We start from the raw sequence: 22344 nt of genomic DNA on the forward strand, positions 1-22344 counted from the left end.
ATGGCTCTCAAGTCAAAGTCTGACGCCCGCGCGCGTCGTCACGCCCGTCTTCGCAAGAAGATCGTGGGCACCGAGGTGCGTCCGCGCCTCGTCGTCAACCGTTCGGCGCGTCACGTCTTCGTGCAGCTCGTCGACGACAGCAAGGGCCACACGGTCGCCTCGGCTTCGACGCTCGAGACCGACCTGCGTTCGCTGGATGGCGACAAGACCGCCAAGGCTCGCAAGGTCGGCGAGGTCCTCGCCGAGCGCGCGAAGGCCGCAGGCGTTTCCGAGGCAGTGTTCGACCGTGGCGGCAACCGCTACGCGGGTCGTGTCGCCGCCATCGCCGACGGCGCCCGTGAAGGGGGTCTGGCACTGTGAGTGACAACAAGGAGAACGAAGTGACCGAAGCGGCTGCTGCCACTTCCGAGACGGCCGCCGGCACCACGCAGGCTGAGCCCTCTCGCGACCAGCGGGACGGCCGCCGTGGCGGACGTGACCGTAACCAGGGCGGCCGCGACCGCAACTCGCGCGACCGCGGCGACAACCAGTTCCTGGAGCGCGTCGTCACCATCAACCGCGTCTCGAAGGTCGTGAAGGGTGGTCGTCGCTTCAGCTTCACCGCTCTCGTGGTCGTCGGTGACGGCAACGGTCTGGTGGGCGTCGGCTACGGCAAGGCCCGTGAGGTCCCCCTGGCGATCTCGAAGGGTGTCGAAGAGGCCAAGCGCAACTTCTTCCGCGTCCCGCGCGTCGGCAGCACCATCCCGCACCCCGTGCAGGGTGAGTCGGCCGCCGGTGTGGTGCTCCTGCGCCCCGCCGCTGCCGGTACCGGTGTCATCGCCGGTGGTCCGGTCCGCGCCGTGCTCGAGTGCGCCGGCATCCACGACGTGCTGTCCAAGTCGCTCGGCTCGTCGAACACGATCAACATCGTGCACGCGACGGTCACCGCCCTGAAGGAGCTCGAGGAGCCCCGCGCCGTCGCCGCACGCCGTGGTCTCGAGTTCGACCAGGTCGCCCCGGCCCGGCTCGTCCGCGCCGAGGCCGAGGCCATCGCCGCACAGAAGGTAGGTGCCTGATGGCCGCGCGACTCAAGGTCACGCAGATCAAGTCCAAGGTGAGCGAGAAGCAGAACCAGCGCGACACGCTGCGCAGCCTCGGTCTCAAGCGGATCGGTGACACCACCGTCCGCCCCGACGACGCGCAGACGCGCGGCTACGTCAAGACCGTCGCCCACCTCGTCAAGGTTGAGGAGATCGACTAATGGCTGAGAAGAACGAGGCCGTCGAGGCCGAGAAGGCCACCAAGAAGGCGGCGGCTCCCAAGGCCGACGCTGCCAAGAAGCCCGCCGCGAAGAAGGCACCGGCCAAGACCAGTGCCGCCGACGCCAAGGCTGACGGCTCCGCGAAGGCTGCGCCGAAGAAGGACGCCCCGGCGTCCCGCCCCGGTGTGCTGAAGGTCCACCACCTGCGTCCCGTCCCCGGGTCCAACACCGCGAAGACCCGTGTCGGTCGCGGTGAGGGCTCGAAGGGCAAGACGGCCGGTCGCGGCACGAAGGGCACCAAGGCCCGCAACACCGTGCGCGTCGGCTTCGAGGGTGGCCAGATGCCGCTGCACATGCGCACGCCGAAGCTGCGCGGCTTCAAGAACCCGTTCCGCGTCGAGTACCAGGTCGTGAACCTGGAGAAGCTCGCGGAGCTCTACCCCCAGGGTGGCGACGTCACCGTCAGCGACCTGGTCGCCAAGGGTGCGGTTCGCAAGAACGAGAAGGTCAAGGTTCTCGGCAACGGCGACATCGCCGTGAAGCTCACCGTCGCGGTCGACAAGGTCTCGGGTTCTGCCGAGCAGAAGATCGTGGCTGCGGGCGGATCCGTCAAGTAACCACTGCGGAAGAGGGGTCGGAGATTCTCCGGCCCCTCTTCTGGTTCGGCGGGGGAGAAGCCGACCGCACGCATTCCGCCGACCTCGGAGTGGGTTACCCTGGTGTTTCAGCCGCCCCTCGGGGGTTCGGCCACCTTTTCAGGAGGAACGTTCTTGTTTAGCGCCATCGCGCGGATCTTCCGCACGCCCGACCTGCGTCGGAAGATCGGTTTCACTCTCGCGATCATCGCGATCTACCGCCTCGGCTCGAACGTCCCCGCGCCGTTCGTCAACTTCCCGAACGTCGAGCAGTGTCTCGCGGCCAACGCCGGCACCGAGGGTCTGCTCGGACTCGTCAACCTCTTCTCCGGCGGCGCACTGCTGCAGCTGTCGATCTTCGCGCTCGGCGTCATGCCGTACATCACCGCGACGATCATCACCCAGCTCCTGCGCGTCGTCATCCCGCACTTCGAGGCGCTGCACAAGGAAGGCCAGGCCGGGCAGGCCAAGCTGACCCAGTACACGCGGTACCTCACGATCGCCCTCGCGCTCCTGCAGTCCACGACGCTCGTCACCGTGGCCCGCACCGGCCAGCTCTTCGGTACTACCGACATCGGCGCGTGCACCCAGCTCCTCACGAACGACGTCTGGTGGGCGCAGGTGCTCATCATCATGGCGATGACGGCCGGTACCGGTCTGATCATGTGGTTCGCTGAGCTCGTCACCGAGCGCGGCATCGGCAACGGCATGTCGCTGCTGATCTTCACCTCGATCGCCGCGACGTTCCCCGGCGCGATGTCGATCATCTGGCAGACCCGGGGCTTCGAGGTCTTCCTCCTCGTGCTGCTCGTCGGCATCATCGTGATGGGACTCGTGGTGTTCGTCGAGCAGTCGCAGCGGCGCATCCCCGTGCAGTACGCGAAGCGCATGGTGGGCCGTCGCACCTACGGCGGCACGAACACGTACATCCCGATCAAGGTGAACATGGCCGGTGTGATCCCCGTCATCTTCGCCTCGTCGCTGCTGTACATCCCCGCGCTCATCGCCCAGTTCAACACCCCGCAGGACGGCTCCACCCCGCCCGCGTGGGTCAGCTGGGTCAGCGCGAACTTCACCACCGGCAACAGCCCGATCTACATGGCGGCATACTTCCTGCTGATCATCGGGTTCACCTACTTCTACGTCGCGATCACGTTCAACCCGGTCGAGGTCGCCGACAACATGAAGAAGTACGGCGGCTTCATCCCCGGGATCCGGGCCGGCCGTCCGACCGCGGAGTACCTGGATTACGTGCTCACCCGCATCACGCTCCCCGGTTCCCTCTACCTGGGCCTGATCGCCCTGATCCCGCTCATCGCGCTCGCGACGGTCGGTGCCAACCAGAACTTCCCGTTCGGTGGCGCGTCGATCCTCATCATCGTCGGCGTGGGTCTCGAGACGGTCAAGCAGATCGACGCCCAGCTGCAGCAGCGACACTACGAAGGACTTCTCCGATGACAGCATCCGCACGTCTTCTCATCGTCGGCCCCCAGGGTTCCGGCAAGGGCACCCAGGGTGTGCGCATCGCCGAGTCCTACGGCATCCCGGTCGTCTCGACCGGCGACATCTTCCGCGCGAACATCAAGGAGGGGACGCCGCTCGGCCAGCAGGTCACCGCGATCCTCGACAAGGGCGACCTGGTGCCGGACGAGCTGACCAGCGAGATCGTGCGTGACCGGCTGAGCCAGGAGGACGCGGAGAACGGCTTCCTCCTCGACGGCTACCCCCGCAACACCGCGCAGGTGGCGCACCTCGATGCGTTCCTCGAAGGACGCGGCGAGGCGCTGGACGCGGTGATCCTCCTCGACGTCCCGCGGGAGGAGAGCATCGCCCGCCTCGCCCTTCGCGCTGCGGAGCAGGGGCGTTCCGACGACACCGACGAGGCCATCGCGCACCGACTCGACATCTACGAGAAGGAGACGGCGCCGATCATCGAGGTCTACAGCAGCCGCGGCATCGTCGACCGCATCGACGGTGTGGGCTCGCTCGAGGAGATCACGGAGCGCATCGCCGCCGCTCTGGCCGCTCGCGGGCTGCGTTCCCCCGCCTCCGCCGCCTGAGATGTTCCGCCGCTCGATCTACAAGACCCCGGCTCAGCTACGAGCCATGGTCGAACCCGGCCTCATCACCGCCGAGGCCCTGGACGCCGTCCGCGCCCTCATCAAGCCGGGGGTGAAGACGATCGAGCTCGACGCCGCCGCGAACCGCGCCATCCTGCAGCGGGGTGCGGAGTCGAACTTCCAGCTCGTCAAGGGCTATCACCACACGATCTGCGTCTCGGTCAACGAGCAGGTCGTGCACGGCATCCCGGGGGAGCGGGTCCTCCAGCCCGGCGACATCGTCTCGGTCGACTGCGGAGCCCAGTTCGAGGGCTGGAACGGCGACAGCGCGATCACCGTCGTCGTCCCGGATCCCGAACACCCTGAGCTCGTGGCCCGCCGTGAGGAGCTCTCGCGTGTGACGGAGGGGTCGATGTGGGCGGGGATCGCCGCGATGGCCTCGGCGTCCTCGATCGACGAGATCGGCGCCGCGATCCAGGACTACATCGAGGCGCAGGGGCCGTCCGCCGTGAGCGGCGAGCCCTACGGCATCCTCCGCGAGTACGTCGGTCACGGCATCGGTCGCAAGATGCACGAGGCCCCCAGCGTCTTCAACTACCGGACACCGGACCGCGGCGCGGACGTGAAGCCCGGACTCGTGCTCGCCATCGAGCCGATGGTCACCGCCGGGGGTGAGGCGACGTTCGTGGAGGACGACGACTGGACGGTCACCACGGTCGACGGCACCGACGGCTCACATTGGGAACATAGCGTCGCCCTGCATGATGGGGGCATCTGGGTGCTCACCGCGCCCGATGGTGGAAGAGCCGGACTCGCCCCGTTCGGGGTCGAGCCTCGAGAGATCGGAAAGTAATGGCAGCGGCGAAGAGCAACACCAACTGGTTCGCGATCGGCGTCTCCATCGCCGTCGTCGTGGTCCTGGTGGCCCTCGGTGGACTCGTGGTGTTCCTCAACAACCAGGCGACGTCTCCCGGCGCCACCCCGTCCGCCAGCGACAACTTCGACGCCGAGGCCGGCTCCGTATCCATGGGCGACGGCGACACGACCGTGTCGGTCTTCCTCGACTTCCAGTGCCCGGTCTGCAAGTCCTTCGAGGACCAGTTTGGTGCGGCGCTCGAGGTGAAGGCCCAGAGCGGGGAGATCACGCTCGAGCAGCACCCCATCGCGATCCTCGACCGCTTCTCGCAGGGCACCGAGTTCTCCTCCCGTTCGGCCGGCGCGGCGTTCTGCGTCGCCGAGTCGGACTCCGACCTGTACTTCGACTACGCCAAGGTCCTGTTCGAGAACCAGCCGGCGGAGAACACCCCCGGCCTGACGAACGAACAGCTCGCCGAGTTCGCCACCCAGGTCGGCGCGGGCGACGACGTCGTCTCCTGCATCACGGACGAGACGTACCGCAAGTTCGGCGCCGCACAGGCGAAGAGCAACGACATCCAGGGCACGCCGACCGTCGAGATCGACGGAGAGCGCCTCGACCTGCAGAACCAGGAAGACATGAAGCGGTTCACCGACCTGCTCGGCTGACACCCGCCCATCCGCTCGACGCCCCGTCTGGCCAAGTTGCCGGATGGGGCGTCGTCGGATAACATGGATCTTTGGTGCCTTGTGCCATGCGTTCGGCGTGTCCGATCCGGCCCGGTACCGCACACCACCCACCCACCGCAGATCGACCGATCTGCAGAAGCGTCAGCGAGGCTATGGCTAAGAAAGACGGTGTCATCGAGATCGAGGGCGTGATCTCCGAGGCTCTCCCCAACGCGATGTTCCGCGTTGAGCTCAGCAACGGACACAAGGTCCTGGCAACGATCTCCGGAAAGATGCGGCAGAACTACATCCGCATCATCCCCGAGGACCGTGTGGTCGTGGAGCTCAGCCCCTACGACCTGACCCGCGGTCGCATCGTCTACCGCTACCGCTGATCGGTCGAGAAGTAACGGCTGCCCTTCGACGGGCTCAGGGACCCAGGTCTCGGAGGTCGGACATCGGGCAGCACGAAGACAGCGAACAGGAAACATCATGAAGGTCAACCCCAGCGTCAAGCCGATCTGCGATCACTGCAAGGTGATCCGCCGCCACGGCCGCGTCATGGTGATCTGCAAGAGCAACCCGCGTCACAAGCAGCGCCAGGGCTGAGCCCCCGCTGCGTGAGCGCCGCTCTCGCAATCTCATAACTCAACACGAAACGGCAGGATCAGAACCCGCGGAAGCGGGGGACACCTCGGGGCGGAGGCCCGGGCACCGATCCTGCTCCACACCTCCACAACACCCAGGAGAACCGCATGGCACGTCTTGCCGGCGTTGACATCCCGCGCGACAAGCGCGTGGTGATCGCCCTTACCTACATCTACGGCGTCGGCCGTACCCGCTCCGTCGAGATCCTCAAGGCGACCGACATCGACGAGAGCATCCGCGTGAAGGACCTCAGCGACGACCAGCTCGTCGCCCTCCGCGACTACATCGAAGGCAACTACAAGGTGGAGGGTGACCTGCGCCGCGAGGTCGCCGCAGACATCCGCCGCAAGGTCGAGATCGGCTCCTACGAGGGCATCCGCCACCGTCGTGGTCTCCCGGTCCGCGGTCAGCGCACCAAGACCAACGCCCGTACCCGCAAGGGCCCGAAGCGCACCGTCGCCGGCAAGAAGAAGGCCCGCTAAGCAGCGGCCAGGGACTAGGAGAACACTTTCATGGCTGCACCCAAGGCCGCCGCGCGCAAGCCGCGCCGCAAGGAAAAGAAGAACATCGCGCTGGGCCAGGCCCACATCAAGTCGACGTTCAACAACACCATCGTTTCGATCACCGACCCGTCCGGCGCCGTCATCGCCTGGGCCTCGTCGGGTGGCGTGGGCTTCAAGGGCTCCCGCAAGTCGACCCCGTACGCGGCCGGCATGGCAGCGGAGTCCGCTGCCCGCCAGGCTGCGGAGCACGGCGTGAAGAAGGTCGACGTCCTCGTGAAGGGTCCGGGCTCCGGCCGCGAGACCGCGATCCGCTCGCTGCAGGCCGCCGGCCTCGAGGTGGGTTCGATCCAGGACGTCACCCCGCAGGCGCACAACGGCTGCCGTCCGCCGAAGCGCCGCCGCGTCTGATGCGTGTGCCGAGCCGTTCGTCCTTCGGGTCGAGCGGCTCGGCGCCCCGCGTGGGGCATCGACTTCCACAACTCAAGACCTCACCCCACCACATGTCATATAGCGGGCATGTGATCGAAAGGAACACAGAGTGCTTATTGCACAGCGTCCCACACTGACCGAGGAAAAGATCGTCGAGAACCGGAGCCGGTTCATCATCGAGCCTCTGGAGCCCGGCTTCGGCTACACGATCGGCAACGCGCTGCGCCGCAGCCTGCTGTCGTCGATCCCCGGTGCCGCTGTCACCAGCGTCCGCATCGACGGTGTGCTGCACGAGTTCAGCACGATCCCCGGCGTGAAGGAGGATGTCACCGAGATCATCCTCAACATCAAGCAGCTGGTCGTCTCCAGCGAGCGCGACGAGCCCATCACCGCGTACCTCCGCAAGACCGGTGCCGGTGAAGTGACCGCCGCCGACATCTCGGCTCCGGCCGGTGTCGAGGTGCACAACCCCGAGCTCGTCATCGCGACGCTCAACGACACCGCCAAGTTCGAGCTCGAGCTCACCATCGAGCGCGGCCGCGGCTACGTCTCCGCGACGCAGAACCGCAACGAGTACGCCGAGGCCGGTCAGATCCCGATCGACTCGATCTACTCGCCCGTGCTCAAGGTCAGCTACCGCGTCGACGCCACCCGTGCCGGTGAGCGCACCGACTTCGACAAGCTCATCCTCGACGTCGAGACCAAGTCGGCGATCAGCCCGCGCGACGCCGTCGCCTCGGCTGCCAAGACGCTCACCGAGCTGTTCGGTCTCGCCCGCGAGCTGAACGTCGAGGCCGAGGGCATCGAGATCGGCCCGGCGCCGGTGGAGGCTGTGAACTCCAGCGAGCTGTCGATGCCGATCGAGGACCTCGACCTGTCGGTCCGCTCGTACAACTGCCTGAAGCGTGAGGGCATCAACACCGTTTCTGAGCTCGTCGCCCTGTCGGAGACGCAGCTCATGAACATCCGCAATTTCGGCCAGAAGTCGGTCGACGAGGTGCGCGACAAGCTCATCTCGCTCGGTCTGTCGCTCAAGGATTCGGTGCCCGGTTTCGACGGCGCCCACTTCTACGGCGGCAGCGAAGACGAGTCCTTCTGATACCCGACCCTTTCTGACCAGGAGTTAGACGATTATGCCCAAGCCCACCAAGGGTCCCCGCCTCGGAGGCGGCCCCGCCCACGAGCGCCTGCTGCTTGCCAACCTCGCCGCTGCGCTGTACACCCACAAGTCGATCAAGACGACCGAGACGAAGGCCAAGCGCCTGCGTCCGCTCGCCGAGCGCCTCATCACCTTCGCCAAGCGCGGCGACCTGCACGCCCGCCGTCGCGTGCTGTCGGTCATCGGTGACAAGGAAGTCGTGCACGTCCTGTTCAACGAGATCGCTCCGCTCGTCGCGGACCGCGAGGGTGGCTACACGCGCATCACCAAGGTCGGCAACCGCAAGGGCGACAACGCTCCCATGGCCGTGATCGAGCTCGTGCTCGAGCCCGTCACCCCGAAGGCGAAGTCGACCAAGAAGGCTGCCGCGGCTCCGAAGGACGAGAAGCCCGCCGCCGAGGAGGCTCCCGCTGAGGAGACCGTCGAGGCCCCTGCGGACGAGACCGCTGCCGACGACACGGCTGCGGAGGCCGGCGCCGAGTCGCAGGCCGAGGGCGAGGCCGCTGAGGCCGCCGCCGAGGACGCTGTCGAGAAGAAGTCCGAGTAAGGACCGCTCTCTCACGAAGCCCGCCGCCCCTTCCGGGGTGGCGGGCTTCGTCGTTCATCGAGGGGCGGTGATCCGGTAGCGTGCCCCCGGCCGTCCCTTCGTGGAGTAGTCCAGCGAGCGCACCGCCTGTCCGGTCGCCGCGAGGTGCTCCAGGTAGCGGCGGGCACTGACGCGGGAGATGGCCAGGTCGTCGCCGATCTCGGTCGCCGAGGCGTCGGGCCGGGCCGCGAGGGCCGCAGAGACCCGCTCCAGCGTCTCCGCGCTGAGTCCCTTCGGGAGGCCGTAGCGCTCCCGGAAGGCGATGATGGCGTCGGCCGCCTCGACCCGGCGAACGACGTCGTGCAGCTCGGTGTGGTCGCGGAGCAGGAGCGTCGCCCCCACATCGGCGGAGCCGTTCCCGGACGCCGTGCTCCGGGCGACGAGCACATGCGAGCCGACGATCACGGGGCGTCCCGCGGCCTCGCCCTCGCGGAGCACCGTGGCGAGCTCGGTGCCGAGGACCTCGTCCGCGGGAGCGCCGTCGAGGTCGGCGGCATCGCGACCGAGGAATCGTGCGGCCGCGTCGTTGACCAGGGTGATCCGCCCGGCCCCGTCCACCGTCACGACGCCTTCGCTCAGCCCGTGCAGGGTCGTCTCCTGGTTCTTGACGAGCGCCGCGATCTGGTGCGGCTCGAGACGGTAGATGCGGCGACGGATGAACGACGTCACCCACGCGGCGCCGAAGACCCCGAGCACCGCCGCAGCGAGCATGGCGGAGATGAGTCCCACGAGGTTGCTGGTGAACTCCTCGTTCAGCTCCGACTCCAGGATGCCGACCGAGGCTGTGCCGATCACCGCGCCGTCCTCGTCGCGGATGGGCACCTTCACCCGCCACGACGTCCCGAGCGTGCCGGTCTGCGTGCCCACGAAGATCTCCCCGCCCAGCGGGATCGACGGGTCGGTGGACACCCGCTCCCCGATGCGGTCGGTGTTCGGATGCGAGTATCGGATGCCCTCGTCGTTGGCGACCACCACGTAGGCGAGGTCGGAGGCCTCGCGGATGACCTCGGCGACCGGCTGGATGGCGGCGGCCGGATCCTCGTCGTCGAACGCATCGAGGACGACGGGGAGTGCGGCGACGGACTGGGCGACCGCCTGCATGCGGTCCTTGTAGGCCTCGCGGAGCGCGTTCTCCTGGAACGCTCCGGCGGCGATGCCGGTGCCGAGGGTCACCAGGAACACGATCAGCGCCTGCAGCGCGAGCAGCTGCACGCGGAGCGTCATCTTCGAGGCCACGGGTCCATTCTCCCGGCTGGGTTCCCGGGCCGCGAGCCGCCGGCAGAGGTGTTCGCGACCAATAGTTACGGAACGCGACCAATGGTTTCCGAAGGTTGAGCGTGCGCATCTGCGCCTCGACAGTGGACGGACTGCATCCGAACGCTCAAGGAGGAGCGCCATGAATCACGCCCGCATCGGGACCCTCGCCGCGGCAGTCGCCGCGACCGCCCTCGTCCTCACCTCGTGCTCGACCGCCGACGGCGGATCGGCCGGCTCCGACGGCGGCGACGACGCGGTCGCCATCACCGACGTCAACATCGTCGTCCCCGCCGACCCGGGCGGCGGCTGGGACCAGACCGGCCGCGCCCTCTCGCAGCTGCTCACCCAGGAGGACATCGTCGGCTCGGCGCCCGTCACCAACGTCGGCGGCGCCGGAGGCACGGTGGGCCTCGCGCAGCTCGCCAACGAGAAGGACCCGGCCACCCTCATGGTCATGGGCCTCGTGATGGTGGGCGCGGTGGAGACCAATGCCTCCGCCGTCCGCATCGAGGACATGACCCCGATCGCCCGCCTCACCGATGAGCCCCTCGTCGTGGTCGTGCCCGCGGACTCGGAGTACGACACGCTGGAGGATCTCGTCGAGGATGTCGTGGACAAGGGCCAGGAGGTCACGATCACCGGCGGTTCCGCGGGAGGAGCCGATCACATCCTCGCCGGGCTGCTGCTCGAGGAGGCAGGGCTCGACGGCGCGGAGATCGCCGAGAAGCTGAACTACACGCCCAACTCGGGCGGCGGCGAGGCGACGTCGCTGATCCTCGGCGGCAAGGTCTCGGCGGGCATCTCCGGTGTCGGCGAGTTCCTGCAGCACATCGAGGCCGGGACCATGAAGGCCCTCGCCGTCTCGTCGGAGGAGCCGGTCACACAGCTGCCGGACGTCGACACGATCACCGACTCCGGATACGACGTCGTGCTCACCAACTGGCGCGGTGTGATCGCCCCGGGCGGGATCAGCGACGCCGAGCGCGCGGAGCTCGAGCGCCTCGTCACCGAGCTGGAGGCGTCCGACGCGTGGAAGGACGAGCTGGAGACGCGGGGGTGGGCGGACGCGTTCCTCACGGGCGCGGAGTTCGACGAGTTCCTGGACGGCAACATCGCCGAGGTCACCGCGACGCTGCAGAACATCGGGCTGGTCGGCTGAGATGACGACCGGGTCTTCCGGACCCGGCGAGGAGGTGCGGACCGACGCCCGTCGGTCCGCACGTCTCGTCGCGTCCCTGCCACGGGGGGAGCTCGTCTTCGCCCTGCTCATGGTGGCCCTCGGCGTGTTCGCTCTCGCCGGGGTCTTCACCATCCATGTGCCCGCGGGCGGCCAGGTCGGCCCGACGGTCTTCCCGCTGTTCGTCTCGATCCTGCTGCTCGGCTCCTCTCTCGCCGTCGTGGCGAGCATCCTCCGGGGCCACCGCGGGGTGCCGGAGGAGGGGGAGGACGTCGATCAGAGCCTGCCGACCGACTGGCTCACGCTCGTGAAGATCGTGGCGCTCGTGGTCGCTCATCTGCTCCTCATCGAGCCGCTCGGCTGGGCCCCGGCCGCGGCTCTGCTGTTCGGCGGCGTCGCGTGGGCGCTCGGCGCCCGCCGGTGGTGGATGGCGTTCCTCATCGGCGCGATCCTCGCGGTGGTCGTGCAGGTCGTGTTCGGCGGTCTGCTCGGGCTGTCGCTGCCGTGGGGACCGGCGCTCGGCTGGCTGGGAAGGATGTTCTGATGGACAGCTGGAGTCTGCTCCTCGAGGGGTTCGCGACCGCGCTGCAGCCCCAGTACCTCGTGTTCGCCTTCTTCGGCGTGCTGATCGGCACCGCCGTGGGCGTGCTCCCCGGGATCGGGCCGGCGATGACCGTCGCCCTGCTCCTTCCCCTCACCTACACGTTGGAACCGGCCGCGGCGCTCATCACGTTCGCGGGGATCTACTACGGCGGCATGTACGGCGGGTCGACCACGAGCATCCTGCTGAACACCCCGGGGGAGTCGTCGTCGATCGTCACGGCGATCGAGGGCAACAAGATGGCCAAGCTCGGGCGGGGCGCGGCAGCTCTGGCCACCGCGGCGCTCGGTTCTTTCGTCGCCGGGACCCTCGCCACCGTGGGACTGACGCTGCTCGCCCCGGTGCTCGCGCAGTTCGCCGTGAACCTCGGGCCCGCCGACTACGTGGCGCTCATCGTCGTGGCCTTCGTCACGGTCGGCGCGCTGATGGGGTCCTCCGTGCCGCGCGGACTGCTCTCGCTCGGCGTCGGCCTGTTCCTCGGCCTGGTCGGCACCGACTGGCTCTCGGGGCAGCAGCGGTACACGCTCGGCCTGCTGCCGCTGGCTGACGGCATCGACGTGGTGCTCGTGGCGGTCGGGCTCTTCGCGGTCGGTGAGACGCTGTACGTCGCGGCCCGCCTGCGGCACGGCGCGATCGACGTGATCCCTGTGTCGCGCGGGTGGCGCAGCTGGATGACGAAAGACGACTGGCGTCGCTCGTGGAAGCCCTGGCTCCGCGGCACCGCCATCGGCTTCCCGATCGGCACGATCCCCGCCGGCGGTGCGGACGTGGCGACCTTCCTGTCCTACGCGACCGAGCGCAAGCTCTCGCGCCGCAAGGACGAGTTCGGCCGCGGGGCCATCGAAGGGGTCGCGGGCCCGGAGTCGGCGAACAACGCCGCGGCGGCGGGCGTGCTCGTGCCGCTGCTGACGCTGGGACTTCCGACGACGGCGACCGCCGCGATCATCCTCACCGCGTTCCAGACGTACGGGCTGCAGCCCGGGCCGCAGCTGTTCACCGGACAGGCGGACCTCGTGTGGGCGCTGGTGGCGAGCCTCTACATCGGCAACGTGATCCTGCTCGTGCTGAACCTGCCGCTGGTGGGCATGTGGGTGAAGCTGTTGCAGATCCCGCGGCCGTATCTGTACGCGGGCATCCTCCTGTTCGCCGCCTTCGGGGCGTACGCGTTGAACTTCGCGGTCGTCGACATCCTGATCCTGCTGATCATCGGCGTCCTCGGCTACTTCCTGCGGCGGTACGGCTTCCCCGTCGCGCCGCTGGTGGTGGGCATGATCCTCGGACCGATGGGGGAGGAGCAGCTGCGGCGCGCACTGCAGCTCAGCCAGGGCGACCTGACGACGCTCATCGCGCAGCCGTTCTCCGCGGTCGCCTATGTGATCCTCGCGCTGCTCATCGCCGGTGGGCTGTGGCTGCGGCGTCGGCAGCGCCGGTACGAGCAGGCGCTCACGGAGTCCATCGCGGTGCCCGTCAAAGCGGACTCGGAGGTCTGAGCCCGCTCGATTCGAGGAGGGGAGAGGCCGGGAGTAGGCTGATCCGGTGAGCGATGCGACGGTCCTGAAGCGCGGGCCCCGCGCCTACGCCACGTTCATCGGCATCGGCCTCCTCGCCGGCCTCCTCTCCGGTCTCTTCGGCGTCGGCGGCGGCACGGTCATCGTCCCGCTGCTGGTGCTCCTGCTCGCGTTCGACCAGCGGCTGGCAGCCGGGACGTCGCTGGCGGCGATCGTCCCGACGGCGACCGTCGGGGTCATCTCCTACGCGGCGTCGGGCTCCGTCGCCTGGATCCCGGCGCTGATCCTCGCCGCCGGGGCCGTGGTCGGCGCGCAGATCGGCACCCGCCTGCTCCCGCGGATCTCGCAGACCGCCCTCCGCTGGGGCTTCGTCGGCTTCCTCGTCGTCGTGATCGTGAGCCTCTTCCTCGTGATCCCGTCGCGCGACGCCGTCTTCGAGCTCACCTGGCTGACCGGGATCGCCCTGGTGGCCGTCGGTGTCGGCACCGGCGTCCTGGCCGGGCTCATCGGCGTCGGCGGCGGTGTGATCGTCGTCCCGGTGCTCATGCTCGCGTTCGGCACGAGCGACCTCGTCGCCAAGGGCACTTCGCTGCTCATGATGATCCCGACCGCTCTCTCCGGCACGGTCGGCAACCTCCGCAACCGCAACGTCGACCTCCTGGCCGCACTGCTCATCGGCGTCTCGGCGTGCACCACCACGGCCCTCGGCGCGTGGCTGGCGACCATCGTCGACCCGACCGTCGGGAACCTGCTCTTCGCCGCCTACCTCGTGGTGATCGCGGTGCAGATGGCCATCAAGGCCGTTCGCGGGCGTCGGCGCGGCTGACCGTCCGTGAGGATGAAGAGATCTTCATCCTCACCTCATCTCCTCCTCATCCGCCCCGGGCACGATGGAGGCATGAGCACCGCACGACGCATCCTGATCCCCGGCGCGCTGATCACGGTGCCCGTGGCGTTCGCGATCGGGAGCGTCGCGCTCGCGCAGATGCCGGCGTCCCCCCGGCTGCCGGACACGCCGCTCATCGTCCAGCTCGCGACGCCGACCCCGACGCCCGTCCCCACGCCGACACCCACGGAGTCGGTCGCCCCCGCACCCGCCCCGCCCGCCCCGCCCGCGCCGGTTCCTGCGCCGGCCCCCGCGCCGGCCCCACCGGTGGACGATGACGATGACGACGACGGAGGCGACGATGACTGAGCCCCAGGGACCCGGCGCCCCGCTGCGCACCCTGCGCCGCCGCACCCTCCCCGCCCGGTGGCGCATCACTCTGTGGATCATCCTCAGCACCATGATCACCGTGCTGGCGATCGGGCTCATCGGCCGCAGCGTCTTCCTCGCCGCGGTCGAGCAGACGGCGAACGGTGAGATCGAGCAGGAGGCGGCGGAGTTCGCCCGCTTCGCGGAGGACGCCGCATCCGGAGGGCTCACGACCGCGGAGGAACTGCTCCGGGAGTACGTCGCGCGGCAGTCCGTGCATGAGGACGAGGTCGTCATCGCGGCCCTCGACGGCGTCCCGGTGGCGGTCGCAGAGGACGGCGGCGCGCGCACATTGGAGACCCACGCGGCGCTGGTGGAGCGGATGCTCACGGACACCGCGGTCTCCGGGGCCTTGGCGACGCCCGAGACCGGCCCGGTCCGCTGGGGACGGATGGACTTCACGGGCGGAGGCCAGGACGGGGCGGTGCTGATCGTGCAGTTCACCGCGGAGCCGCGCGCGCAGGTGGACCGCAGTTTCGGGGCGATCGCCTGGGTCGCCCTCATCGGGGTGCTCCTCAGCTCCGGCGTCGCCTGGCTCGTCGCCGGTCAGATCCTCGCGCCGGTCCGCGAGGTCTATCGCGTGGCTCGGGACATCGGCGAGCACGACCTCACCGCGCGCGTTCCGGTCGAGGGGAGTGACGACATCGCCGCCGTCGCCACCACGTTCAACCAGATGCTCGACCGGCTGGAGGCCGTGCACGCCACGCAGCAGCGCTTCGTCGACGACGCGGGTCATGAGCTGCGCACGCCGATCACGATCGTCCGCGGCCACCTCGAGCTCCTCAGTGAAGACCCCGAGGAGCGCGCGGCGACCCTGCGCCTCGTCAGCGAGGAACTGGACCGCATGAGCCGTATCGTCACGGACCTCCTGGTGCTGGCGCGCGCGGAACAGCCCGACTTCGTGCGCCTCGCCGCGTGCGACATCGCGACCCTCACACTCGACATCGAGGCGAAGGCGCAGATGCTGGGCGAGCGACGCTGGCAGTTGATGGAGGTCGCCGAAGGCGTCGTCCCCCTCGACCCGCAGCGCGTGACGCAGGCCGTGCTCCAGCTCGCCGCCAACGCGGTGCAGGTCACCGCGGACGGCGACACGATCCGGATCGGCTCGCGCTTCGAGGGGGACGGCCCCGAGCGGCGGCTGCGGCTCTGGGTGCAGGACGCCGGTCCCGGTGTGGCACCGGCCGATGCCGAGCGCATCTTCGACAGGTTCACCCGCGGGGACAGTGCCGGGGCGCGACGCGGCTCCGGGCTCGGCCTCGCGATCGTGCGGGCCATCACCGACGGGCACGGCGGCTCGGCCTGGGTCGACAGCGTGCTGGGCGAGGGTGCCACGTTCGGGATCGACGTTCCCGCACCCGTCCTGGACACCGATGAGAACGAAGGGAAGAGTTGACATGCGCCGCATCCTCATCGCGGAGGACGATCCGCACATCACCTCCTTCGTCCGTCGCGGACTCCGCGCAGCGGGCTACGACACCGCCGACGCGACCGACGGCCACACGGCGCTGCTCATGGCCCGCAGCGGGCTGTTCGACCTCGTCGTCCTCGACATCGGCCTCGGCGGCATCGACGGCTTCGACGTCCTCGCCCACCTCCGCGGCGAGGGGGTCTCCACACCGGTCGTCATCCTCACGGCACGGGACTCCGTGATCGATACCGTGCGAGGTCTCGAAGGGGGCGCGAACGACTACATGACCAAGCCGTTCCAGTTCGCCGAGCTGCTCGCCCGGGTGCGGCTGCGGATCGGGGACGGGGAGGGCCGAAGCGGCGGGGCCGCGCTCACGCACGGCGACGTCAGCGTGGACGTGCGGTCGCGGACGGTGGCCGTCGCCGGCGAGGTGCGCGAACTCACCTCACGCGAGTTCGCGCTGCTGGAGGTCTTCCTGCAGAACGCCGGTCACGTGCTCTCCCGCGACCAGCTCATCGGTCACGTCTGGGGAATGGACTTCGATCCCGCGTCCAACGTCGTCGACGTCTACGTGCGCGCGCTCCGCGGCAAGATCGGGACCGACCGCATCGAGACGGTGCGGGGAGCGGGGTACCGGTTCCGATGAACGATCCCGCTGCTCCTCCCGCCTCGATGGCGCGCACCCGCTTCGCGACCGTCCCCCCGCGGCGTACCGACCCCCTCCCGATCATCAGCCGTCGGGATGCGGCGAAGCCGCGGCGCGCACTGCGCCTCATCGGTCTCGTGCTCGTCGTGGCGATGGGCGCGGCGATGGTCATCGGCGCGCTGGACCCGGGCGCGAGCGGGCGCGGGATCACGGTGCCGATCGCCGTCACGCTGACGGTGTTCCTCCTCGCGGTCTGGGCGTGGAGCGCGACGCGCCTCGATGACACCCTGGTCGCGTTCCTCGCGGCGATCGCGCTCATCGTCGCCGGTGTCCTCCCGGTCGAGGAGTTCTTCGCGTCCCTCGGAGACGAGACGATCTGGCTGCTGATCGGCGCGTTCGTGATGGCGGCAGCGGTGTCCACCTCCGGGCTCCCGCTGCGCGCGGCCGCGCACCTCGTCCGTTTCGCCCGCGGTCCCCGCAGCCTGTTCCACCTCACGACCGTCGCGCTCACCCTCTCGGCGTTCGCGGTGCCTGCGACATCAGGGAGGGCGGCGCTCGCGGTCCCGGTCTTCGGAGCCCTGTCGACGGCGCTCGACGGGCGAGCGCGCGTCATCCGGGCCCTCGCTCTGCTCATGCCGACGGTGGTGCTCCTCTCCGCCGTCGCCTCGCTGCTCGGCGCCGGAGCGCACATCATCACCGATCAGCTCCTGCGGGCGGCGGGAGAGCCCGGCTTCTCCTTCCTGTCCTGGCTGTGGCTCGGCCTGCCGCTCGCGGTGGTCTCGTCTCATCTGGCTGCGGAGCTCATCCTCTGGCGCTTCGTCGACCGCGACGACCGCACCGCACCGGTGCGGGTGGCCACGGACGACATAGAGAAGGCCACCGGCCGGCGGGTGACAGGTCCCCTCACCGCGCTGGAATGCCGCGCGGCCCTCCTCGTCGGCGCGGCGATCGTGCTGTGGGGCAGTGAGCCTCTGCACGGGATCCCCCCGGCGCTCGTCGCGCTGTTCGGCGCCGTCGCCGCCGTCGCCCCGGGCATCGGCTGCACCACCCTCCCGGCTGCGGTCGCGCGCGTGCCGTGGTCGCTGCTGCTGTTCCTGGCCGCCACGCTCGCGCTCGCCACGGCGCTCACCGACTCGGGGGCGGCTGCCTGGCTCAGCACGGCCGCCCTCGAGCCTCTCCGCGGGCTCGGAGCGGCGGGTGCCGTCGGCTTCCTCCTCGCCGTGATCGCCCTGTCCACGCTCGCGCACCTGCTCATCCCCTCCCGTTCCGCGCGCTCGGCCGCGATCATCCCCGCGGTGATCGCCCTCGCACCGGGACTCGGCGTGGAGCCGATGGCCGCCGCGTTCGCGTCGACGGCGGCGGCCGGGTTCTGCCACACCCTGCCGAGCTCCGCCAAGCCGGTCGCGATGTTCGCCGATCCCGAGGTCGTCTCCGGCGGCTTCGATGCCTCCGACCTGCGACGGCTGTCCGTGGTGCTCGCGCCCGCCATGTTCGTCCTCGTGGCCGTGTTCGCCCTCTGGATCTGGCCGCTCCAGGGTCTGCCGCTGCTGCGCTGACCACCGTCACCGCTGTACCGCGTGCGCCGCCGGCGCACCGGTGTCCGTCGTGCCCGCACCCGGGCTGTCGCGCCCCCGGGCGCAGAAGGAGGTCCTCATGTCCATCCACGCTCCCCAGCGCATCCTCGTCGCCCCGAGCGGCTTCAAGGAGAGCCTCGGCGCCGACGCCGTGGCCCGAGCCATCGCGGCCGGCGTGCGCCGCGTCATCCCCGGCGTGCGGGTCGACGAGTTCCCCGTGCCCGACGGTGGCGAGGGGACAGCGGCCGCGCTCGCCGCGAGCACCGGGGGCGCGCTCCTGCCTGCGACCGTGACCGGGCCCGTCGGGGAACCGGTGGTGGCGCACTGGGCGCGCCTCGGAGGGGCGGCGCGCGGGACCGCGGTGGTGGAGATGGCGGCCGCGGCAGGGCTCCGACTCGTGCCGCGGGATCGTCGCGATCCTGCGGCCACCACGACCTCCGGGGTCGGGCAGCTCATCGCCGCGGCCCTCGACGACGGCGCCGAGCGCATCGTGGTCGGCTGCGGCGACTCCGGGACGAGTGATGGGGGAGCGGGCGCCTTGACGGCGCTGGGCGTGCGCATCCTCGACCGGGAGGGTTGTGTCGTCCCGGCGGGCGGCGGGCACCTGGCGGAGGCCGTGTCGCTCGACTTCTCGGACGTGCACCCGCGGCTCGCCGAGGTTGAGATGGTCCTCGCCTGCAACATCCACAACGTGCTCTGCGGGCCGCGCGGGGTGGCCAGGGTGTTCGGCCCGCAGAAGGGGGCGTCGCCGGCGGAGGTCGAGCGGCTCTCGGACGCGCTCGACGCCTGGGCCACGCTGCTGGAGGAGCAGAGCCCCTTCGGAGGCGGGATGGACGTGCGTACCGGCGGGGGGACCGGCGCCTCGGGAGGACTCGGTGCGGGGCTCGCCGCCGCTTTCGGCGCCCGGCTCGCACCTCGCTTCGAGGTGCTCCTCGATGGCGGACTGATGCCGCACGACCTCGACGCGCTGATGGCGGAGGCGGACCTCGTGATCACGGCGGAGGGCGCGATCGACTTCCAGACGCCGCGTGGCAAGGTCCCGGCGGAGATCGCGATGCGCGCCCGCGTCGCCGGGGTGCCGGTGCTCGGCCTGGCGGGTTCGCTCGGACGCGGCGCCCCGGCCGTCCACGACATCGGCATCGACGCGATCGCCTCGATCCTCACCGTGCCGATGCCGCTGGAGGAGGCGGTGGAGCATGGGGAGGAGCTGCTCCGTGATGCCGCCGAGCGCACCATGCGTCTCGTCCTGCTCGGCTCGGCGATGTCGGCCAGAGCCGCCTGAGGGTTTCGGACGGCCCGCGCGCGGCGGGCCGTCGGTCGCCCTCGGTAGGATCGACGGGTGGCAGTCAACCAAGAACTCGTCGGCCGGGAGTTCCCGCCGACCGCCCCCTACCTCGTCGGGCGGGAGAAGGTGCGCGAGTTCGCGCGCGCCGTCTTCGCCGACGCCCCGCAGCACACCGACGTCGAGGCGGCCCGTGCGGCCGGCTTCGCCGACGTCGTCGCGCCTCCGACCTTCGCGATGGTCCTGCAGGACCTCACGCTGCAGCAGCTGCTGGCCGAGTCGGATTCCGGCATCGTGCTGGCTCGGACCATCCACGCCGAGCAGCGGTTCCGCTACACCAGGCCGATCGTCGCGGGAGACGAGCTGACGGCGCAGCTGCGCGTCACCGGCATCCGCATGATGGGCGGCAACGCCATGATCACGAGCGAGGCCGAGATCACCGACGACGGGGGTGCGCACGTCGTCACCGCCACCAGCGTGCTCCTCGTCGGCGCCGAGGAGGAGACCGCATGAGCGCGTTCACCGTGGGAGACGTGCTGGCGGAGCGCACCGTGCACCTGACGAGGGAGTCGCTCGTCCGCTACGCCGGCGCCTCCGGAGACTTCAACCCGATCCACTACCGCGACGACGTCGCCGCCGCGGTGGGCCTTCCCGGCGTGCTCGCGCACGGCATGCTGACCATGGGCATCGCCTCCTCGGTGGTCGTGGCCGCGCTCGACCCGCAGACCCGGATCCTCGACTACGGCGTGCGCTTCACCAAGCCGGTGGTGGTCGACCCCGAGGCCGGAGCCGACGTGCACGTCGTCGCGACGGTCGGCGCGGTGGACGAGGAGTCCGCACGCATCGACCTGAAGGTCACGGCGGGCGACACCACCGTGCTCGTCAAGGCGCAGTTGCGCGTCGCCGTCCGATGAGCGACGTCGAGCCGATCCGTCTGGCCGAGCTCACCACGCTCCGCACCGGCGCCGCCCCCGCGCGCATGCGCGAGGCGACGACGACGGCGGAGCTCGTCGCGATCCTCCGGGAGACCTGGGCGGAGGGCGACCCCTGGCTGGTGCTCGGAGGGGGCTCCAACCTCTTCGTGGGCGACGAGCCTTTCGAGGGCACCGTCATCCGCATCCGCATGAGCGGCATCGAGGAGCTCCCGTCCCCGCACACCGGCCGCATCCGCCTGCGTGCGCAGGCCGGACACGGCTGGGACGACCTGGTCTCGTACGCGGTCGAGCGGGGCTACGCCGGACTCGAGGCGATGAGCGGCATCCCCGGCACGGTCGGCGCCGCGCCCGTGCAGAACATCGGCGCCTACGGGCAGGAGATCCAGGAGACCCTCGTCGAGGTCGAGCTGATGGACGAGGACTCGGCCGAGATCTCCACCGTTCCGGCGACGGAGCTCGGGCTCGGATTCCGCACCTCGGTGCTCAAGCACCATCACGGGAGCGAGCCGCAACGCCGGGCCGTGATCCTGTCCGTCACGGTCGATCTTCTGGTCGCCCGCGAACGCGTGGTCCGGGGGGAGCAGCTGCGACGCGCTCTCGGTCTGACCGACGACACCCCGGTGCCGCTGACGTGGGTGCGCGAGCGCATCCTCGCCACCCGCGCATCGAAGGGCATGCTGCTCGATGCGGACGACCCGGACACGCATGGCGTCGGCTCCTTCTTCCAGAACGCGATCGTCACGGCCGCTCAGGCCCGGTCCCTCCCGCCGGAGTGCCCGCGGTGGCCGGTGGCCCCCGACCTCGACGCGGTCACCGTCATCCCCCTCGCCTCGTACGACGGGCACGTGCCGCCGACGAAGACCGAGGCCCCCGACGTGAAGGTGAGCGCCGCCTGGCTCATCGAGCAGGCGGGCATCCGCAAGGGGTTCAAGCTGCCCCGCTCGCGGGCGTCCGTCTCGACCAAGCACGCCCTGGCGCTCACCAACCGGGGTGGTGCCACGGCGGCCGAGGTCGCCGAGCTCGCCCGTTTCATCCAGAACCGCGTGCACGCCGAGTTCGGCCTCGTGCTGCAGCCGGAGCCCGTGCTGGTGGGCGTCGACCTGTGACGAAGGTCGAGCGGGTGTCGCGGACGCAGGCGGTCGTGGACGGACTGCTCGACGCCATCATCGCGGGCCGGCTCGAGGCCGGGCAGCCGCTGCCTCCCGAGGGGGAGCTGGCGGAGCAGTTCGGGGTCTCCCGTCTCACGATGCGCGAGGGTGTCCGTCTCCTGCAGGCGCAGGGCGTGATCGTCGCCGTTCCGGGCACCCGGCACCGCATCGCGCCGACCGACGAGTGGACGGGCCTCGACGCGGTCGTCCGGCACGCCCAGAGCGCGGGCGCTCGTGAGCGCTCGTCGCTGGAGATGCTCGAGATGCGCATGATGTTCGAGACCGGAGCAGCGGAGTTCGCGGCGGGTCGGCGCACCGAGGAGCACCTCGCCGAGATGGCCGCACTCCTCGAGGAGATGCAGGCGGCCCACGAGCGGGCCGACGTGGATGCGTTCGTCGCGGCGGACCTCGCCTTCCACGACGTGATCATCCGCGCGGCGGAGAACCGCATCCTCGTGGCCTCGATGCGCCCCCTGACGACGATGCTGCAGGCGACCCGCAGCGAGACGAGTGCCATCCCGGACATCCGCGAGCACGCGCTGGCCGAGCACGCGGCAGTGCTGGAGGCGATGCGGACCGGTTCCGGTGCGGCCGCCCGGCAGGCCATGCGCAGCCACATGCGCCAGACCCGCGACGACCTGCTGCACTACGTCCACGGACGCTGAGCCGCACGCTCGCATCGGTTTGGAGCGACGATGATCGTGAGGTACGCTCATCGTTATCTGATATCGGATAACGATGCAGATCCCCGGTCCGTGGTCCCACCACG

At 70.0% G+C, this 22344-nt stretch carries 28 protein-coding genes; 27 read left to right on the forward strand and 1 reads right to left on the reverse strand.

The genetic code is table 11. The features are described 5' to 3' along the window. The 14 genes from rplR (at nt 1) to rplQ (ending at nt 8745) form a co-directional block, all read left to right on the forward strand. Nucleotides 1-360 (forward strand): 50S ribosomal protein L18, encoded by a 360-nt coding sequence (rplR, locus tag AB0P08_RS11020; RefSeq protein WP_363589896.1) that lies wholly within the window; start codon nt 1-3, stop codon nt 358-360. A gap of 20 nt (nt 361-380) precedes the next feature. Further along, entirely contained in the window at nt 381-1055 is a 675-nt protein-coding gene (gene rpsE / locus AB0P08_RS11025; RefSeq protein WP_269474805.1) for a 30S ribosomal protein S5, read from the forward strand. Beyond that, nucleotides 1055-1240, forward strand: a complete 186-nt coding sequence (rpmD, locus tag AB0P08_RS11030; RefSeq protein ID WP_017201575.1) for a 50S ribosomal protein L30 — start codon at nt 1055-1057, stop codon at nt 1238-1240. Before rpsE ends, rpmD begins: the two co-directional genes overlap by 1 nt. Next, nucleotides 1240-1857, forward strand: a complete 618-nt coding sequence (rplO, locus tag AB0P08_RS11035; protein WP_259954467.1) for a 50S ribosomal protein L15 — start codon at nt 1240-1242, stop codon at nt 1855-1857. Before rpmD ends, rplO begins: the two co-directional genes overlap by 1 nt. 153 nt (nt 1858-2010) lie before the next feature. Further along, entirely contained in the window at nt 2011-3333 is a 1323-nt protein-coding gene (secY, locus tag AB0P08_RS11040) for a preprotein translocase subunit SecY (protein ID WP_187662246.1), read from the forward strand. Beyond that, the gene (locus tag AB0P08_RS11045) at nt 3330-3935 is read left to right on the forward strand and encodes an adenylate kinase (RefSeq protein ID WP_363589897.1); all 606 of its coding nucleotides are present in this window, start codon (nt 3330-3332) and stop codon (nt 3933-3935) included. The genes secY and AB0P08_RS11045 overlap by 4 nt, the downstream gene beginning before the upstream one ends. A gap of 1 nt (nt 3936) precedes the next feature. Beyond that, nucleotides 3937-4788: a type I methionyl aminopeptidase gene (map, locus tag AB0P08_RS11050; RefSeq protein ID WP_187662244.1), complete on the forward strand. Its 852-nt coding sequence runs from the start codon at nt 3937-3939 to the stop codon at nt 4786-4788. Continuing rightward, nucleotides 4788-5459 carry a DsbA family protein gene (locus tag AB0P08_RS11055; RefSeq protein ID WP_363589898.1) on the forward strand — a complete coding sequence of 224 codons (672 nt, stop codon included), beginning with the start codon at nt 4788-4790 and terminating at the stop codon, nt 5457-5459. Before map ends, AB0P08_RS11055 begins: the two co-directional genes overlap by 1 nt. A 173-nt stretch (nt 5460-5632) precedes the next feature. Then, the gene (infA, locus tag AB0P08_RS11060) at nt 5633-5854 is read left to right on the forward strand and encodes a translation initiation factor IF-1 (protein ID WP_017201569.1); all 222 of its coding nucleotides are present in this window, start codon (nt 5633-5635) and stop codon (nt 5852-5854) included. A 97-nt stretch (nt 5855-5951) separates the two neighbouring features. Continuing rightward, entirely contained in the window at nt 5952-6068 is a 117-nt protein-coding gene (gene rpmJ / locus AB0P08_RS11065) for a 50S ribosomal protein L36 (RefSeq protein ID WP_005050492.1), read from the forward strand. Nucleotides 6069-6214: 146 nt separating this feature from the next. Then, entirely contained in the window at nt 6215-6589 is a 375-nt protein-coding gene (gene rpsM / locus AB0P08_RS11070; RefSeq protein ID WP_187662242.1) for a 30S ribosomal protein S13, read from the forward strand. Nucleotides 6590-6619: 30 nt separating this feature from the next. Continuing rightward, a complete protein-coding gene (gene rpsK, locus AB0P08_RS11075) occupies nt 6620-7018 on the forward strand; it encodes a 30S ribosomal protein S11 (protein WP_017829189.1) in 399 nt (132 codons plus the stop codon). A gap of 130 nt (nt 7019-7148) precedes the next feature. Continuing rightward, nucleotides 7149-8138, forward strand: coding sequence for a DNA-directed RNA polymerase subunit alpha (locus tag AB0P08_RS11080; RefSeq protein ID WP_025102386.1), 990 nt, complete (start codon nt 7149-7151; stop codon nt 8136-8138). Nucleotides 8139-8172: 34 nt separating this feature from the next. Further along, on the forward strand, nt 8173-8745 hold the full coding sequence (gene rplQ, locus AB0P08_RS11085) for a 50S ribosomal protein L17 (protein WP_071328950.1): 573 nt from the start codon (nt 8173-8175) through the stop codon (nt 8743-8745). A gap of 54 nt (nt 8746-8799) precedes the next feature. Here rplQ and AB0P08_RS11090 read toward each other — a convergent pair whose 3' ends face one another. Then, nucleotides 8800-10020: a PAS domain-containing protein gene (locus AB0P08_RS11090; protein ID WP_259954437.1), complete on the reverse strand. Its 1221-nt coding sequence runs from the start codon at nt 10018-10020 to the stop codon at nt 8800-8802. Between the two features lie 160 nt (nt 10021-10180). Between AB0P08_RS11090 and AB0P08_RS11095 the strand changes: the two genes are divergently transcribed. The 13 genes from AB0P08_RS11095 to AB0P08_RS11155 all read left to right on the forward strand — a co-directional run bounded on the left by AB0P08_RS11095 (nt 10181) and on the right by AB0P08_RS11155 (nt 22240). Continuing rightward, nucleotides 10181-11200 (forward strand): Bug family tripartite tricarboxylate transporter substrate binding protein, encoded by a 1020-nt coding sequence (locus AB0P08_RS11095; RefSeq protein WP_363589899.1) that lies wholly within the window; start codon nt 10181-10183, stop codon nt 11198-11200. 1 nt (nt 11201) lies between these two features. After that, the gene (locus AB0P08_RS11100; protein WP_363589900.1) at nt 11202-11762 is read left to right on the forward strand and encodes a tripartite tricarboxylate transporter TctB family protein; all 561 of its coding nucleotides are present in this window, start codon (nt 11202-11204) and stop codon (nt 11760-11762) included. Next, the gene (locus AB0P08_RS11105) at nt 11762-13309 is read left to right on the forward strand and encodes a tripartite tricarboxylate transporter permease (protein WP_085606370.1); all 1548 of its coding nucleotides are present in this window, start codon (nt 11762-11764) and stop codon (nt 13307-13309) included. The genes AB0P08_RS11100 and AB0P08_RS11105 overlap by 1 nt, the downstream gene beginning before the upstream one ends. A 46-nt stretch (nt 13310-13355) precedes the next feature. Then, entirely contained in the window at nt 13356-14153 is a 798-nt protein-coding gene (locus tag AB0P08_RS11110; RefSeq protein WP_363589901.1) for a sulfite exporter TauE/SafE family protein, read from the forward strand. 72 nt (nt 14154-14225) lie between these two features. Continuing rightward, on the forward strand, nt 14226-14522 hold the full coding sequence (locus tag AB0P08_RS11115) for a hypothetical protein (RefSeq protein WP_363589902.1): 297 nt from the start codon (nt 14226-14228) through the stop codon (nt 14520-14522). Then, on the forward strand, nt 14515-15975 hold the full coding sequence (locus tag AB0P08_RS11120; RefSeq protein WP_363589903.1) for a sensor histidine kinase: 1461 nt from the start codon (nt 14515-14517) through the stop codon (nt 15973-15975). Before AB0P08_RS11115 ends, AB0P08_RS11120 begins: the two co-directional genes overlap by 8 nt. A 1-nt stretch (nt 15976) precedes the next feature. After that, nucleotides 15977-16636 carry a response regulator transcription factor gene (locus AB0P08_RS11125; RefSeq protein ID WP_363589904.1) on the forward strand — a complete coding sequence of 220 codons (660 nt, stop codon included), beginning with the start codon at nt 15977-15979 and terminating at the stop codon, nt 16634-16636. Further along, a complete protein-coding gene (locus tag AB0P08_RS11130; RefSeq protein WP_363589905.1) occupies nt 16633-18192 on the forward strand; it encodes an SLC13 family permease in 1560 nt (519 codons plus the stop codon). Before AB0P08_RS11125 ends, AB0P08_RS11130 begins: the two co-directional genes overlap by 4 nt. A 97-nt stretch (nt 18193-18289) precedes the next feature. Then, entirely contained in the window at nt 18290-19492 is a 1203-nt protein-coding gene (locus tag AB0P08_RS11135; RefSeq protein WP_363589906.1) for a glycerate kinase family protein, read from the forward strand. 57 nt (nt 19493-19549) lie between these two features. Continuing rightward, nucleotides 19550-20005 carry an FAS1-like dehydratase domain-containing protein gene (locus AB0P08_RS11140; RefSeq protein WP_363589907.1) on the forward strand — a complete coding sequence of 152 codons (456 nt, stop codon included), beginning with the start codon at nt 19550-19552 and terminating at the stop codon, nt 20003-20005. After that, entirely contained in the window at nt 20002-20406 is a 405-nt protein-coding gene (locus AB0P08_RS11145; protein ID WP_363589908.1) for a MaoC/PaaZ C-terminal domain-containing protein, read from the forward strand. The genes AB0P08_RS11140 and AB0P08_RS11145 overlap by 4 nt, the downstream gene beginning before the upstream one ends. Beyond that, nucleotides 20403-21533: a UDP-N-acetylmuramate dehydrogenase gene (locus AB0P08_RS11150; protein ID WP_363589909.1), complete on the forward strand. Its 1131-nt coding sequence runs from the start codon at nt 20403-20405 to the stop codon at nt 21531-21533. Before AB0P08_RS11145 ends, AB0P08_RS11150 begins: the two co-directional genes overlap by 4 nt. Further along, complete coding sequence (locus tag AB0P08_RS11155; RefSeq protein WP_312675600.1) at nt 21530-22240, forward strand: FadR/GntR family transcriptional regulator; 711 nt, start codon at nt 21530-21532, stop codon at nt 22238-22240. Before AB0P08_RS11150 ends, AB0P08_RS11155 begins: the two co-directional genes overlap by 4 nt. Nucleotides 22241-22344 lie beyond the last annotated feature (104 nt).

The organism is Microbacterium meiriae (assembly GCF_040686935.1).
GTDB classification, from domain to species: domain Bacteria; phylum Actinomycetota; class Actinomycetes; order Actinomycetales; family Microbacteriaceae; genus Microbacterium; species Microbacterium meiriae.